This window comes from Mycobacterium liflandii (genome assembly GCF_022354805.1).
GTDB lineage: Bacteria > Actinomycetota > Actinomycetes > Mycobacteriales > Mycobacteriaceae > Mycobacterium > Mycobacterium marinum.
This window is the reverse complement of sequence record NZ_CP023138.1, coordinates 1309762-1325150: the sequence shown is the minus strand read 5'-3', so window position 1 is coordinate 1325150 and position 15389 is coordinate 1309762. Positions and strand designations below refer to the sequence as shown.

Here is a 15389-nt window from a genome sequence, read left to right as displayed (position 1 = left end):
CGACCTATCGCGGTTGCAGAATCTCCATTAACATAAATCCCCACCGGGGGGCCGCAGGCGGTTTCCCGGACCTATCGCCGGAGGGACCAAGCGTGTTGGAGAACGTACGCCGAGTGCTGGCCTACCAGCTCTCCATCGGCCAACTTCTCGGCATTGCACTGGCCTTCGGCACGCCATATCTGCTGGTGGGTGTCATATGGTCAACGACACACGCTGAGCATTTACACCAGATGCACGGAATGGATCTGGTGGTGTCGTTCTTGGAGTCGATCGTGTCGTGGCCGGTTCTGCTGTTCTCGAATGTGTGCATGACATGACCCCAACGGCAGGATCAGGCATTCACATAGAGAGCCGTGGAGAAGCTGTGACTCATCGCCAGTTGTACCTGGGAATCGCCGGCGTTGTAGTGGGGATCATCGGTCTGTTCGCGCTATGGCTGCCGGTCTATCTCGATCACTACGACCTGTATGGCATGAAGGTCAGCTGCGGCCGGGGCTTCACCTCAGACCTCACCCAGGCGACCCAAGGTGGCGGTGGCCCCCTGGTGGATCAGTGCGACAGTGCGTTGTTGTTCCGCCGTGCCTGGGCGATTCCGGCCGTTGCCATTGGATGGCTGCTGGTCACGGCGTTCCTGGTGAGCTGGGTGCACCACGGTCAGCGCGAAGAACAGCTCAGCTGAGCGAGTTGGCGGTGCTGGGGGCTGCCAGCGCCCGGCGGACATCGTCGGAGACCGACGTGAACACCGCCATCAGTTCGCAAATCCCGCCATCGACGCCGCAGTCGACGACCTTGGCGAATACCTGCGCGCCGGCCACATCGAGCACCAGGTCGCAAAACGGCGCGACCTGCAGGCCGGTGCGCACCCGAACCGCGCCGTCGCCGCTGCCGACCACTTCCGCCGGATGCGCGGCGCCGATGATCTTGTTCTCGATGACCGCGATGCCGATCGGCTTGGGCACCACAAGCGGAATTACCTTCCGGTCGATGCTGGGAAGCCGAAGGTTGTACCTGCCCGCCAGCCCGGTGATGTCGTGCACGGTGATGGGTTCGGTGAGCCCCTTGACCCGCACTTGAGTTGAGCCCGAAGTGTCTGCGATCGCGCAGATCTCGTGATAGGTCGACTCGGAAACCAGCACCTGCCCGCCGACGGTATTCGACTCGATCCGGGCCACCAGATTGACGTTCTTGCCGATCGCCGTGTACTTCTGCCGGCGCGGTGAGCCAATGGTGCCGACCACGGCCTCGCCGGTGTGAACACCGATCCCGATCCCCAGCTCGGGAAGCCCTTGTTCGCGGTGGCTGACGTTGAGCTCGCCCATCGCCAGCTGTAGCTCCAGAGCGGCCGCTACCGCATGCTCCGCCGCTTCGCCGTCCATGTTGGGCACACCGAAGAAGACGAGCAGACCATCGCCGAGGATTTCGTTGATCGTCCCGTTCCAGCGGATGACGACATCGGTCGCGCGTTCCAGGTATGCGTTGAGCACCTGCAGCGCTCGTTCGGGCGAGAGTATCTCCGACAGTCGGGTGAAACCTCGGATGTCGGCCATCAGCATCGTCAACGTGCGCCGTTCGCTGTTCTGGTGTCCTTCCGGGCACGCCAACAGGTGCGTCTTCACCTCCTCGCTCACATAGCGGCCGAAGATGTTTTCCACCCGGCGATTTTGGTCGGCGAGTTCCAGGGCGCGCTGGCGTGCCGCTTCACCGGCCTGCAGTTCCCGCACAATCGTGACCGCCTTGGAGATCGTGACCCGCAGATCTTCCAGATCCAGCGGTGTCAGCTGAAAGTCGAAGGCGCCGCGCATCATTGCCGCTCGGATGTTTGCCAGGTCATGGCAGGCGGTGAGCACGATCGTCTTCAGCGGGCGCCCGAGTTTGGCGACTTCCGTCAGCAGGTCGAGTCCGTTCATCTGCGGCATGTTGAGATTGGTGACCAGGACCTCGATGTCTGGGCTGTCCCCGACCATCTTGAGCGCCTGAACCGGGTCGTTGGAGAAGCTCAAGTCATATTCGTCGCAGCGCAGCTCAGTGCGAAAGCGGGCCCCGAACAGCGTCTCCACACCGTCGGCATCATCGACCACGAGAAGTCGCACCGGCGGCTGGGGACCCGGTATCGCGGATCGCTCGTCCAGGGGCGCACAGCAGATCAGCGATGCGGCCACCTGCTGCGCCGCGAGGCCTCCAAAACCGTTCACGTGCATCACACGCCCCCTACGGCGACTGGGTTCTCCGCGTGGTCGCAGCAACCCTGATTTGGTTGTTGCGCAGAATACGTTCAACCTAGCCCAAATTCCACTCGAAATATTGCTTTTTTATTCCCAGTACGATGAATTCTAATTCCAGTTACGGTGAATTACTACCTGGCCGAAACGCGGCGCATACGCACTGTTCACCGGCCGATCTGGGCGTCGGAAATTCACCAGAAAAAGAATTATGAAAATGATTTAAAGGGGTTTACTTGCGCGCTGTTAATCGTAGACTACCGGCCACCCAGTCCGATTCACGATAGACACGAGGTGAATGGAGACAATGGTGAATTTGTTTAGCTTAGGCACCGATCTCGCAGCGTCAAAAAGAGAAGTAAAAATGGCAACTACACCAACATCAATGACCATCAAGACCGCAGATAGGGTGACGCCCCGTCACCGCACGAGCGCGGGCGGAACACCGGCGCGAGTGCACCTTTCGGCACCGGCGGAACGCAGCGCGCTCACCAGCCGCCGCCAACCTTCGGCCACCGCCGTGCTGCTGGTGGCATCGTTCGGGGCATTCCTGGCGTTTCTCGACTCCACCATCGTCAACATCGCCTTCCCCGACATCCAGAGATCGTTCCCGTCCTACGACATCAGCAGCCTGTCCTGGATCCTCAACGGCTACAACATCGTCTTCGGGGCCTTCCTGGTCGCGTCGGGTCGGCTGGCCGATGTGCTGGGCCGCAAACGAATGTTCGTGTTCGGAGTGGTGCTCTTCACGATCGCATCCGGGCTGTGCGCCGTCGCCGGTGACGTCGAACAGTTGGTGGGCTTCCGGGTGCTGCAGGGCATCGGCGCGGCGGTGCTGGTACCGGCCTCGCTGGCCCTGGTCGTCGAGGGATTCGATGCCTCGCACCGTGCGCATGCGGTTGGGCTGTGGGGAGCGGCGGCGGCCGTCGCATCCGGCTTGGGCCCGCCGGTCGGCGGGATGCTGGTCGAGGCATCCAGCTGGCGATTGGTGTTTCTGGTCAACATTCCGCTCGGCATCGTCGCGGTGTTGGTGGCCGGTCGTGTGCTCACCGAAAGTCGCGCGTCGGGACGACGGCGAGTACCCGACTTGCGGGGTGCGATGCTGCTCGGTGTCGCCCTGGGCCTGATGACCCTCGGATTGGTCAAGGGCCCCGAGTGGGGCTGGATCAGCACCGCAACCATCGGGTCGTTTGTGGCCAGCTCCGTCGCCCTGGTCGCATTCGTCGCGAGTTCGCGGTCTCATCCCACACCGCTGATCGACCCGGCATTCCTACGAGTCCGCTCGTTTGTGGCAGGCAACCTACTGACCCTGGTCGCGGCGGCCGGCTTCTACTGCTACGTCCTGACCCACGTGCTCTACCTCACCTATGTATGGCACTACTCGCTGCTCAAGGCGGGTTTCGCGATCGCACCGGCGGCGCTGATCGCCGCGGTGGTCGCGGCCGTGCTGGGGCGCATCGCCGACCAGCGCGGCCACCGGCTGGTCGTCATGGCCGGCGCGATCATCTGGGCCGGCAGCCTGGTGTGGTACCTGCAACGGGTCGGGACCGAACCCAATTTTCTGCGGGAATGGCTGCCGGGCCAGCTGTTGCAGGGGATCGGAGTCGGCGCGACCCTGCCGGTGCTGGGCAGTGCCGCGTTGGCAGGTCTGACCAAGGGAGGCAGCTACGCCACGGCGTCGGCTGTGGTCAGCACCACCCGCCAGCTGGGTGCCGTGATAGGCGTGGCGCTGCTGGTCATCCTGATCGGCAAACCGGCTCCTGGCACCGGCGTCGACGCGCTGCGACACGGTTGGGTGCTGGCGGCGGTGTGCTTCGCCGCGGTGGCGGTCTTGGCCGGTTTTCTGGGCCGCACCCAACAGGGCGCCGACGTCGCCGGTGCGCCCGAGTCCGGCGTCGCCCGTGCGCCGGCCCGGCCGCAGCCGGTTACCCCACGGCCCGCCGCCGCGCCAGCGCGGCTGCCTCAGACCACGGCCGACGGCGACCTCCTCAGGCAATTGCCGCTATTTGCCGGACTGCCCGCGGCCACCATGGCCGAACTCAGGCACCACACCGATGAGATTGAGCTGCAAGCGGGTTCGTACCTGTTTCACGAGGCCGACCCGTCCGATGCTCTTTACGTGGTGCGCAGTGGCCGCCTGCGGGTGGTGCAGCGCGACTTGGTGCTTCGCGAACTGGGCCGTGGCGAAGTCGTCGGCGAACTCGGGCTGCTCATCGATGCGCCGCGCTCGGCGTCGGTTCAGGCGATGCGTGACTCCGTGCTGATACGGCTGAGCAAGGCGCAGTTCAATCGGATTGCCGACCGGGGCGTATTGGCGGCACTGGTCGGCACGCTGGCCACTCGGCTGCACACCGCACCACCACCCACCGTTGGCCGCCCGGCGTCGCCGGAAGCGGTCATCGCGGTAATCGGTCTCGGCGCCGCGGTGCCGGTACGACCCGTGGCCCTGGCGCTGCTCAATGCGCTCTCAGCGCGGGTCACCGCGGTCGATCCCGGTCGGGTCGACCGCGCCGGCCTGGAGCGCGCGGAAGCCTCCGCGGACAAGGTGGTGCTGCATGCCAGTGCCAATGACAGCGGCTGGCGCGACTTCTGCTTGCGCGCAGCGGATCGAATCGTGCTGGTGTCGGAGGGGCCGGCGCCGCGGGACACGCAGCTGCCCGCGCGTGCCGTGGGCGCCGACCTGGTTTTGATCGGTGCCCCCGCCAGCCAGGAGGATCGCAGCCGATGGGAAGAGCTGATCTCACCGCGCTCGGCCCATTCGGTCAGCTACCGCAGCCTCAAGGACGACGTGCGCCCGCTCGCCGCACGCATCACCGGCGGCTCGATCGGACTGGTGCTCGGCGGCGGCGGCGCGCGGGCCTTCACCCACCTAGGTGTTCTCGACGAACTGGAGGCCGCCGGAATCGTCGTCGACCGCTTCGCCGGCACCAGCATGGGGGCGGTGATCGCCGCGCTGGCCGCCAGTGGCCTCGACGCGGCCGGAGTGGACGCGCACGTATTCGAATACCTGGTGCGGCACAACCCACTCGGCGACTACACGCTGCCGAGCAAGGGGTTGGTTCGTGGCCGGCGCACGATGGCCCTGCTGCGCGAAGCCTATTCGGGACGGATGGTCGAGGAGCTGCCCAAGGAGTTCCGTTGCGTCAGTGTCGATTTGCTCGCCCGGCAGGCCGTCGTGCACCGGCGTGGGCCGGTCGCCGAGGTGGTCGGGTGTTCCCTGCGGGTGCCGGGACTCTACCCACCCCAGATCTACAACGGCCAGTTACACGTGGACGGCGGAGTGCTCAACAACCTGCCGGTCACGGCGCTCACCCGCGCCGAAGGCCCGATGATCGCGGTGAGCGTGGGGTTTGGCGGAAACCCGTCCGGTGGCCAGCCCCGACGCAGCGGCCCGATACAGGTGCCCGGCATTGGCGACACCCTGATGCGCACGATGATGATGGGCAGCCGCACGGTGGCCGACGCCGCACAAGCGGAGGCTCTGGTCGTCATCCGGCCGGACACCCGTGCGGTTGGACTGCTGGAATTCCACCAGATCGACGCCGCCCGCGAGGCCGGGCGCGCCGCGGCCCGTGCGGCACTGCCACAGATCATTCCGTTGCTGCGATCGGGGCCGGCCGGTCAGACCACCGGCCGCGCCATTGACCGCAGCGCCCGCGCGCTCCGCACCGATGCGCGGCGGCCGGCCTGATGTCGTCCCCGTTGATCGCGCGCCGAAGCGTTATCCCGGATACCGGGAGTAGCACGCCTCCATGTCGCCACTGACTCCGGCACGGAACGCGGCGATCCGGGTGAACCCGGCCGGCACGCTGATTCCGTCGGCATCACTGGCGACCATGCGGTTGGTAAGCAGCCCTGAAACCGCTTCGTCGAGGTCCCCGGCGGTGAGGACGAGTTGCTGCCCGGACGGCAACTCGATGGGCTCGGCCATCTCGCGGTGCACGACTCCGGTCAGGCACGCGGTCCGCAGCGCAGTCCACGGGCTCTGCATCGGCAGATCACGTTGATGCTGCACTGACAGCGCGTATCGCGACATCACGATGGACAGTGCGGTGTCGTCGCCTTGCGGCAGGCTGTGCTGTTTGGAGTCGGCGACCTTGCCGATCGCGGCCAGGGCGGGCAGGTCGACCGTAATGGTGTTGGTAGCCGGGCAATAGGACGCCGGTGGGCTGGGTTTCGCGTCCGGACAACCGGCCTGCTGATAGGACAACGTCGGCGGATCCGTCGGCGAGAAGATCTTGCCCAGCAGCTCCATCAGCGTGGTCAAGGTGTCCTGATTGATCGGTACCTCACCGGTCTCCGGGTTCCCGCTGCTGTCCACCCGCAAGCCGGTCGGCAGATCTCCGCGGCGTCGCACGATCTCCGACTCGTTGATCGCCGCACAGGCGGGGGTGCCGCTGAGAAAGCCCATCTGAAACGCGCTGACCCGGTCCAGCGCCGACCCATGCTCGTCGTCGTTTTGCTCATCGGTATCCATCACCGGGTCCCGCGTCGTGATGATCCCGGCGAGCACGTGGTCAAGCCCGTCCGCGGTGCTCAACCGGAACCGGGGCGACTTACCTTCGGCCACCCAGTACAGATAGACGCCCGCGAAGCAGTCCGCCTGCTGCTCACGGACGATGGTGGGGTCGCGCCTGGTGACCAGCTTGGCCATCACCTGCAGGGCATGCCCAAACTCATGCGCCAGCACGCCAGTCACCGAGATCTCACCGAAATACTCCTGCGCCACCGGCATGAAGACGCCGCGGTCCCAGGCGATCATGTTGCAGCGGGAGGTGAAGAAGGCGTTGACCAGCTCGTAGGTGTCGTTGTGGCAGACAATCGGGCTGTTGGGGTCGTTGGAGTCGTAGGACACCAGTTTGCTGACCGGCCTGAACGTGCCCTGCAGGGGCTCGTAGTTGGCTTTCCAGTAGTCCTGGATGTCGTTGACCGACAGTAGCGAGAGCTTGTCGATCGGGCCGTTGTTGGTATTGATCACCGTGCCGGTAGGCGGGGGTCCATCCGGCCGAGGGCCGCTAGGCCCGTTGGTCGCGGGTAGACCCCCGACCCGGAACGGATCGTTGAGGATCGACAGCGCACATCCGTCGACGATCGTGGTACAGCCAGCCACCACCAACAGTGCTGTCAGGAAGGCCGTGGCCGCCCACAGCGAGGCGATCAGCCCGCTGTGGCGCGACCGACGCACACCAAGCCATTTCCGCCCGCGATTATCCATTCGACCAACCCCGTCCCACACTGGTCTGCACGGCAGCAACAAAGGAAATTATCCTAGTTCGGTTGCCCTGCGGTTACCGTCGGAATGCGCCGACGAGCGATGTCGGCCATCATCACGACACTCGCGCGCGGTGGCGCTTGTCGTGCGGGGTGACGCCGTTGACACCCCTGATGGACTCCGCATACGCCCCCACCGCGAACGCCACTCCCGAGCCCATGACCTCCAATGCCTGTCTGTTGATGTTGTCGATGGTGTCGCCGACGCTCAGATACTCGGGATCGAACGCGACACCTGCCTGTCCACCCCAAAGCCTGGCCTGCACAGTAGTTTTCGTCTGCGAGGCGCCGGTGGTCATGCCCCCGATCGGCACCCCCGCCACCAGAAACGGGTGGTAGTCGGACCTGATACTCAGCGGCATGTCCGCTGGGCGCTTTCCCGCCAGGTTCAAATACCCGGCCAACGTCCGCTCAATGGCCGCTGAGCCTTCCGGCACATCTGCCGATCTCACGCCGGTCCCGGGCAGACCGGACTGATCACCGTCATCGGTGAAATAGCCGGCGTTGGGGGATCCAAGCATGTCGAAGTTCAAATACAACGCGATGCTGTTGAGCTGTTCGCTATCCATTCCGAAGACGTAGTCCATGGCGCCATTGATCCCGTCCCCCCCAGAAAGCGAACCGCACCGCATTGGTCACCGGCGGCAGCGGACCCAACTGCAACGCCGTTTCCAGCACAGCGGCCACCCCGGAACCCGCGGAGTTGATCCCCGGACTTCCCGGCGGGCTGTCCAGGCGCGCGCCGACCATGACCACCTCATCCGGCGTGCCGGTTTTGGTTTGTGCCAGCACATTCCGGGACTTGATCTGGATGTTCTCGGTATCGAGCACCAGCCGGATCGGCGCGTTGGTGCGGGCCAGGGCGGCGGCGCCGCTGGCGCCGACCACCGCGACCGGCACCTTGAATTGGTTGTAGTAACCGGGACCGAACAGGTTGGCCGAGCTTCCCCGATCCGGTGCCGCACTGATCACGATCAGCCCGGCAGCGCCCTTGGCCACCGCACTGTTGTGCTTATCGACCACCGAACACCCCGTATCGTCGACCACGGCGATCGCGTTGTCGAGCAGCGCTGGCGGGTAGTCGGCCACGGCGCAACCGTCTGACCGGCTGGGCCGGACCGGCGGTCCGGCCAGCCCGCCCGGTGGCGTCTGGACCAGCAGCGAGGCCTGGTCCACCGAATAGCTGCGGCCGGCGACCGTCAGTGTCGGTTTCCCCTCCGACACGGTGTACAACCGTTGGAATTCCGGGGTGGTTACCTCAAATCCTTTGGCCTTTAACGCTTTCACCACGTAGTCGAGGCTTGCGTCGTAACCCGGTGTCCCCGTTGCCCGATTTCCGCCGTTTGAGTCGGCGACTGTCTGCAGCGCCCGCAGATGCGCAAACATGCCGTCGCCGGTGACCTTTGCCGCCAGGTCACGACTGAGGTCCGGCGCCGCGGTCGGGGGTAGTGATTTAGGCGCCGCGCATCCCGCCAACGCACAAGCCAGTACCAGTGTCGCGCCGAAACGCTGCACCGTTGCCCGGATCATGGTTTGGCGAGCACGTGGCGGGTACGGTCCCCGATGACTGGAACGCCGTTTCGGCCGGTCAGGTCTTGCGCGTACAAACCCACGGCGTAGGCCACGCCGCCTCCCTGGATGCCCAGCGACGTGCGGTCGATGTGGTCGATGGTGTCGGATTTCTGGTGATAGTTGGGATCGAAGGGCTCATCGGCGGTGCCGCCCCACAGCTTTGCCTGTTCCTCGGTCATTTTGACCTCAGCACCGGAAAACAGGCCGCCCGACGGGATCCCCGCCAAGGTGAATCCGTCGTAGTCGGAACGACCGTCAAACGAGGTGTCCTGCGCGATCTTGCCGGACAACCTGAGATAGGAGACCAGAGTGCGCTCGATTCCCGCCGAACCTTCGGGCACCACCGGCTGGCCGCGCTCATCCAGCGGTAGCGACTGATCACCGTCATAGGTGAAATATCCGGGATTGGGCGAGGCCAGCATGTCGAAGTTCAGATACAGCGCAATGTTCTTGACCTCATCGAGGTCCAGGGACTGGACGTAGTTGCGCGATCCAATCAGGCCCAGCTCCTCGGCGCCCCAGAACGCAACGCGAACAGCGTTGTGCACGTGTGGCGAATTACCCAGCTGTACCGCGGTTTCCAATACCGCAGCCACGCCCGAACCGTTGTCGTTGATGCCTGGCCCCTGCGGCACGCTGTCCAGATGCGCACCCGCCATCACGACATCGCTGGTAGACCCCGTCTTGGTCTGAGCAATGACGTTGCGGGCCTTGAAGCTCTGACTGCTCGCCGTGAGCTTGATCGTCGCGGGCCCGGACTTGCCGCGCAGCTGCAGCCCCACCGACTTGGTGACACTCACTACCGGGATCTTGACGTCGGTGTTCACCCCCAAGGTGCCGCCCATCATCTGCTCGTCGACATTGTCGGCGATGATCAGTGCAACGGCGCCGCGCTGCGCGGCGGCGTCTTCTTTCTGAGCGAACTGACACTCGCCGCGGTCCACCAGTACCACCGCGCCTTTGACCGGCAGGTTGTCGTAGTCGGAGGGAGTGCAACCCGGGCTGTCATCCGACGGCGCGAGCAGCAACGGCCCGGTTACCCCGTCCGGCGGGGTGCCGAGACTGTACTCCAGCGCGTGCGCCTCCGCGGTCATCCCGCCGACGTCCACCGATCCCTTTTCGGAATGGAACACCCGGGCCGAAAACTCGGGCGTCTGCACGTCAAAACCACTGTTGCGCAGGATGTTGACCACATAGTCGACACTGGCCTCATAGCCAGGCGTGCCCACCGCCCGCGTGCCGTTGTTCGCGTCGGCGATCTCCTGCAACTTGGCCAGGTGCCCCATCATGGCCTCGGTGGTCACCCGATTGCGTAACGCCTCGGCGAACTCGGCTGCGGCGGGGTTGCTGATAGCAGGCTGCGGTTGTGTCTGCGTCTGCGTCTGCGTCGACCAGCGAACGCAACCCACCACAAGGAAAGCAACAACAGCCACGGCAACCATCGCCGGCATGGTCCGTGATTTTTTCACCATCGCGCCCAGATTAGACCGCATCGGATGCGCTTCGCCGCTTGGCCGGCCGCCGGACCGGGGCGTGAACCCTTCCCTATTGCGAAAGCCGCACCCGCACAAGCGGATACGGCTTTCGTGGCGTACCAAATCAAATCAGACGAACAGCGCGTTGAACGGCGCAACCGGTATGTTGCGCACCACGAACCAGACCAGCACCAGCGACAACGTCACTGGTGCTGCCCAGCGACTGCGTTGCCAACCGCCTATTCGCCGGCCAACCAAACGACCGTACGTCCAAACCAGGTAGGCCCACACCAAGAGCGCTGTGGCCGCCAGACCAAGCGCGTTGAATCTGGCTGCGGCCAACAGATCGCCGTGCATCAGACTGTACAGCATTCTCAGGCTGCCGCAGCCCGGGCAGTCAATTCCCAGTAGTGCCTTGGTGGGACACACCGGTAGTGGGCCGTGCGGAGTGGTTGGATCCCCCACCCAGATGGCGGCGCACACCAATGTCGTGGACGCCGCCACCAACAGCGGCGCGCCCAGACTCAGCCGGACCGCCCCTTGGTGGGGCACCATGAACTCAACCCTGCTTAGAACATCCCCGCCGCGAGCATCGCAGCGTTCGACGTCCCCGCGTTCAGCGCGCCCACGGCCATCAGGATGCCGTAGATGACGAACACGATGATCCCGGCGATCGCCGACCACATGGTGAACTTCTTGGCAGAGTCAGCAGCCGCTTGGGCCTCCGCGTAACGCCCTTGCGCCCACAAGCCACTCACCTGCGTGGACTTGACGATCGCAACGATCCCGAGGGGAAGACAGCAGAACAACGTCACCAGAATGGACCAGACCAAATAGTTGTCGGGTTGCTGCCCGGCAGGCGGCTGCTGCGGCGGGTATCCGGGCGGTGGTGGCTGTGTCATGGATTCTCCAGATCAAGAGAAGTTAGCTGACGTAAAGCGGTGCTTACCATACCGGAGTGACCGTCTCGATGGCAGCAACTACGAGCAAATTGTGCGGCCACGCATCTGCGGTCCAAGCACCCATGCACTCGTCGAAATTTTCGGCCCCGCTTGGCCGCCGCGCCGGAGCCTGAACCAGGCCCGTTCGGCCGAGCCTCGACGCCGGTTTCGCCGCCCCGGAGTATCCACTAAATAGACTGCTCCCCTTGTTATTTCAGCGAGACATCAGCTCGCGCCGGGGCTCGCCTGGAGGTACCTCGAAACAGTCGCGAATACGAGCGCGTGCACCGCGTATCACTATCGATTCCAAGACAGACAATTGCTATCGGAACATGTTGCATGGTCACATCGTCATGCCGCCAATTGCCGGAAAGGGTCTGTTTTCCCATGTGCAACACAAATAAACTCCTGGGTGCCAGCGTGAATCCGCCTCGCCCCGACGACCCGAAGGAGTCATGGATGACTCACCTCACCACCGTGCTGCGCGCCGCCACGGCTGCCGCACTGATGGGAAGCTTCGCCTACCTAGGTATTGGCATCGGTACCGCAAGCGCAGAACCCGACAACGGCAACCCGGCCGATGTGGACACGCTTGCCGAGTCATTGTCGAAGGGCTACGACCTCACCAATTGCGCCCCCCAACCCATCAACCCAGGCGAGCTGGCCGAACTCGTGTGCGACCAGAGCGCCGACTCCGCCGGACCCGCTGAGGCCAGGTACATCCTGTTTGCCAACACCGACGCCATGAACGGCAAGTTCAAAGCGGGTCTCAACGACGAGACACTGACCTCCTGTGGGGAGAGCCAGTCACCCACCACCTGGCACCAGGGCACCTCCGGGACAGCTGGACAGGTGGCCTGCGACACCCACGACGGTGCGGCCGAGATCATCTGGACCACCGATGCCAAAAACGTTCTCAGCGACATACGTGGCGCCAATACCGACGTGCCCTCGCTCTACCGGTGGTGGCAGAACAACGGCTGACCTCACCGCCCCCACTGCGCTGTGATCGCCCGCGCCACCGCGTGCATCCCGGCCTCGTTAGGGTGAAGTGGCGCAGGCCGGCCCGGCAGCGGGACAACGTATCTCGCGAGTCTCCCGGTTTTTTCCGCCCAGGGTTGCACCGACCACGCGTGATGGTCGCGGCTGGCCGCCGCGGCACGCACGATCTCGCAACCCGTCTCGACGGCGGCCTCGGCGGTGAGTCGCTCCAGCGTTTCGGCGACATGGCGACCAAGCGCCGCGTCGGCCTCGGACAACGGCGGGGCGCCAACTCCCGCCGGCGGCAACAACGTCAGATAGTCGACAAACAGAACCCGGGCACTTGGAGATCGCTTCCGTATCGAACGGCCAACCTCACACAGTGAATCGAATACCGTTGCCAGGGCACGATCCCGGGCGTCACGGTCAAGCAGATCTGCTACCCAGCCGCGAAGCATCGGTAGTCGCCGCGCGAAGTTGGGCAGCGAGGCGACTATCAGCAACGGGATGTAGCCGACGTCATTGCCCCCGATGGTGACTGTTACCAGGGCTTCCGATCCGTCCAATGCGCAGATCTGGGGCGGCGCCCCCGCTGGTTGTCGGTCAGCACGGCAGCGGTGGTCGCACCCGAGTAGGTGACGTCGACCAGATCCAGATTCAGTCGTTCGGCCACCAGGTGCGGGTAGTTGCGTGCCGATCGCCCCGATCCCCGAGGCGCGCCCGGTGCGCGCGGGGAGATGCCTGGACCTGCCGCCATCGAACTACCGAGGGCGACATAACGTTTCATCGCCGTGGGGATGGAACTCAATTGCCCGACTCCGCACCGGGTGACTGCGTCGTCACCAGGGTGGGGCTCGACGCCTGGGCCCAGAAGCGCTTCGGTATCCGGCCGGCACGACGCGCCAGGTAGCCGGCGGTGACGGCGGCCGACATCGCCGCGGCCATCGCCGCCGGGTCCGCCGCCCGCGTCACCGCGGTGGCCAACAGCACGGCGTCACAACCCAATTCCATCGCCAGCGCCGCATCACTGGCGGTGCCGATACCCGCATCCAGAACCACGGGAACACCCGCGCTGGCAACGATCATCTCGATGTTGTGCGGGTTGGTGATCCCCAGGCCGGTCCCGATCGGCGATCCCAGCGGCATCACTGCCGCGCAACCGGTGTCTTCCAGGCGACGGGCCAGCACCGGGTCGTCATTGGTGTAGGGCAGCACGACGAAGCCGTCGTCGACCAACTGTTCTGCCGCTCTGACCAATTCAATCGCATCGGGCAACAAGGTGCGTTCGTCGGCGATCACCTCGAGCTTTACCCAATTGGTGGCGAGCGCCTCGCGAGCCAATTGCGCGGTCAGCACCGCCTCGGCCGCGCTGCGGCACCCGGCGGTGTTGGGTAACGGCGTGATCCCGAGCCGGTTGAGCAGGTCGAGCAGTCCGGTGCCGCCCTCGGCGTCAACCCGGCGGATCGCGACGGTGGTGAGTTCGGTACCCGAAGCCACCAGCGCCTCCTGCAGCACCGCCAGATTGCTCGCTCCCCCGGTGCCCATGATGAGCCGCGAAGCAAAGCTGCGGTCGGCGATCGTCAGCTTGGACTCAACCACCTTGCACCGCCGTTACCACCTCGAGTCGATCACCTTCGGAAAGCTCTGTCGCCCAGTCAGATCGTGGCAGCACCGCCAAGTCCAATGCCACCGCGATGCCCCGATCGGGGAAACCCAACGACTGCAACAACGCGGCCACGGTGGTCTGCTCCTCGACCTCGACACGGCGCTCGTTGACAACGACGATCATGAGTGCGCTCCGATCGGAACAAGCTCGGACACGATCTGCTCGGCGGTCCACGGTGCCAACAGGAATCCCGATCGGCCTAGACCCGCGGCCACCAGCGTGCGTGCGTCCAGGCGGCCCACGATGGGCAGGTTGTCCGGTGTCATCGGACGCAATCCGGCTGTGCACTCAGCCAACTCGTACTCGCCGAGGGCCGGCATTACCGCACAAGCATCCTCGAGCAGGTCACGCACGCCCGACACCACCGGGGCCAAGTCACGTCCGTGCTCATACTGGGTCGCCCCCACCACCACCCCATCCGCGCGCGGCACCAAATACACCTGGCGCCCGTGTACGCGGGCGCGTACCACCCGCTGCAGCAAAGGCATACAACCCTTTCTCCAACGCAACCGCAGCACCTCACCCTTCACCGGACGAACCGGCAGGCCCGGCCACAAGGCGGGAGCGTCGATGCCATTGGCAATCACCACCGCGTCACCGGTGGCATCGGACAAATCGGCGACCGGCCCCGCCCAGGTGACGCCACGTCGCTCACAGTCGACGGCCAGTGCGTCCAGCATGGCGCGATTATCCACCGCCAGCTCGGTGGTGGCACGGAAGCCGTGCCGGATGCCCTGGGCCAGCAGAGGTTCGACATCGCGGGCGGCCGATTCCCAACTCACCGGGTGCCCCTGCTCGGACAACCAATCCGCGACGGTGCGCAGGTCAGCGACGTCGGCTCGGTCCACCGCCACCACCAGCGATTCCCGCGCGGTAACCACCTGCGGTGGCAGCCCGTCCAGAAAGCCGCTCTCGTGCCACAGCCGCAGCGACTCCAGCCCGAGCCGCAGCAACCGTTCTTCACCGGGCCAACCCTCGCTGTGCGGGGCAAGCATTCCACCGGCTGCCCAGGAGGCGCCCGGTTCGGCACGGCGATGTACCCGCACGGCCCATCCGGCCTGTGCTGCCCGCCGTGCCACCGACAGGCCAATAACGCCGCCACCAATGACAGCCAGCGACCCCATGGATGGGGATGACATCTACTGCTCCCTTCGCCGGCATGACCCGGATCAGGTGTGACGGTCAGGACAGGCCCGGTTGTACACCGGCTGTGCCCACTCTCAGCCCCGCTGGTTACCCGGGACTCCCGTGTTCTTCAGGGTTG

The 15389-nt window shown here is 65.1% G+C and carries 12 protein-coding genes and 2 pseudogenes; 4 read left to right on the top strand and 10 right to left on the bottom strand.

Translation table 11 applies throughout. The annotated features are described in order from the left end of the window. The first annotated feature begins 92 nt into the window (after positions 1–92). Entirely contained in the window at positions 93–317 is a 225-nt protein-coding gene (locus tag CKW46_RS05985) for a hypothetical protein (protein ID WP_117436259.1), read from the top strand. 47 nt (positions 318–364) lie between these two features. After that, a complete protein-coding gene (locus tag CKW46_RS05980) occupies positions 365–679 on the top strand; it encodes a hypothetical protein (RefSeq protein ID WP_015354404.1) in 315 nt (104 codons plus the stop codon). On the opposite strand, the gene CKW46_RS05975 is transcribed toward CKW46_RS05980, so the two are convergent. After that, entirely contained in the window at positions 672–2198 is a 1527-nt protein-coding gene (locus tag CKW46_RS05975) for an adenylate/guanylate cyclase domain-containing response regulator (protein WP_117436260.1), read from the bottom strand. The genes CKW46_RS05980 and CKW46_RS05975 overlap by 8 nt on opposite strands. Positions 2199–2673: 475 nt before the next feature. On the opposite strand from CKW46_RS05975, the gene CKW46_RS05970 reads away from it, so the two are divergent. Then, the gene (locus CKW46_RS05970) at positions 2674–5910 is read left to right on the top strand and encodes an MFS transporter (protein WP_117436261.1); all 3237 of its coding nucleotides are present in this window, start codon (positions 2674–2676) and stop codon (positions 5908–5910) included. Positions 5911–5940: 30 nt separating this feature from the next. Here the strand turns inward: CKW46_RS05970 and CKW46_RS05965 are convergent, their stop codons facing one another. The 5 genes and pseudogenes from CKW46_RS05965 to CKW46_RS05945 form a co-directional block, all read right to left on the bottom strand. Beyond that, entirely contained in the window at positions 5941–7434 is a 1494-nt protein-coding gene (locus CKW46_RS05965) for a neutral zinc metallopeptidase (RefSeq protein WP_252872414.1), read from the bottom strand. 112 nt (positions 7435–7546) lie between these two features. Then, a pseudogene (locus tag CKW46_RS05960) lies at positions 7547–9020 on the bottom strand (M28 family peptidase). Beyond that, positions 9017–10534 (bottom strand): M28 family metallopeptidase, encoded by a 1518-nt coding sequence (locus CKW46_RS05955; protein ID WP_117436263.1) that lies wholly within the window; start codon positions 10532–10534, stop codon positions 9017–9019. The pseudogene CKW46_RS05960 and the gene CKW46_RS05955 overlap by 4 nt, the downstream one beginning before the upstream one ends. 132 nt (positions 10535–10666) lie before the next feature. Next, positions 10667–11092, bottom strand: coding sequence for a DUF2752 domain-containing protein (locus CKW46_RS05950; protein ID WP_015354400.1), 426 nt, complete (start codon positions 11090–11092; stop codon positions 10667–10669). Positions 11093–11106: 14 nt separating this feature from the next. Continuing rightward, complete coding sequence (locus CKW46_RS05945; protein WP_012392672.1) at positions 11107–11439, bottom strand: CD225/dispanin family protein; 333 nt, start codon at positions 11437–11439, stop codon at positions 11107–11109. Positions 11440–11937: 498 nt separating this feature from the next. On the opposite strand from CKW46_RS05945, the gene CKW46_RS05940 reads away from it, so the two are divergent. Then, positions 11938–12462 carry a serine/threonine protein kinase gene (locus tag CKW46_RS05940; RefSeq protein ID WP_117436269.1) on the top strand — a complete coding sequence of 175 codons (525 nt, stop codon included), beginning with the start codon at positions 11938–11940 and terminating at the stop codon, positions 12460–12462. A gap of 2 nt (positions 12463–12464) precedes the next feature. On the opposite strand, the pseudogene CKW46_RS05935 reads toward CKW46_RS05940, so the two are convergent. From CKW46_RS05935 to thiO, 4 genes and pseudogenes are all read right to left on the bottom strand, one after another. Then, positions 12465–13246, bottom strand: a pseudogene (locus CKW46_RS05935) (SGNH/GDSL hydrolase family protein). Between the two features lie 17 nt (positions 13247–13263). After that, on the bottom strand, positions 13264–14058 hold the full coding sequence (locus CKW46_RS05930; RefSeq protein WP_012392668.1) for a thiazole synthase: 795 nt from the start codon (positions 14056–14058) through the stop codon (positions 13264–13266). Then, complete coding sequence (gene thiS, locus CKW46_RS05925; protein WP_011740713.1) at positions 14051–14248, bottom strand: sulfur carrier protein ThiS; 198 nt, start codon at positions 14246–14248, stop codon at positions 14051–14053. The genes CKW46_RS05930 and thiS overlap by 8 nt, the downstream gene beginning before the upstream one ends. Then, entirely contained in the window at positions 14245–15264 is a 1020-nt protein-coding gene (thiO, locus tag CKW46_RS05920; protein WP_015354398.1) for a glycine oxidase ThiO, read from the bottom strand. The genes thiS and thiO overlap by 4 nt, the downstream gene beginning before the upstream one ends. Positions 15265–15389: the final 125 nt, after the last annotated feature.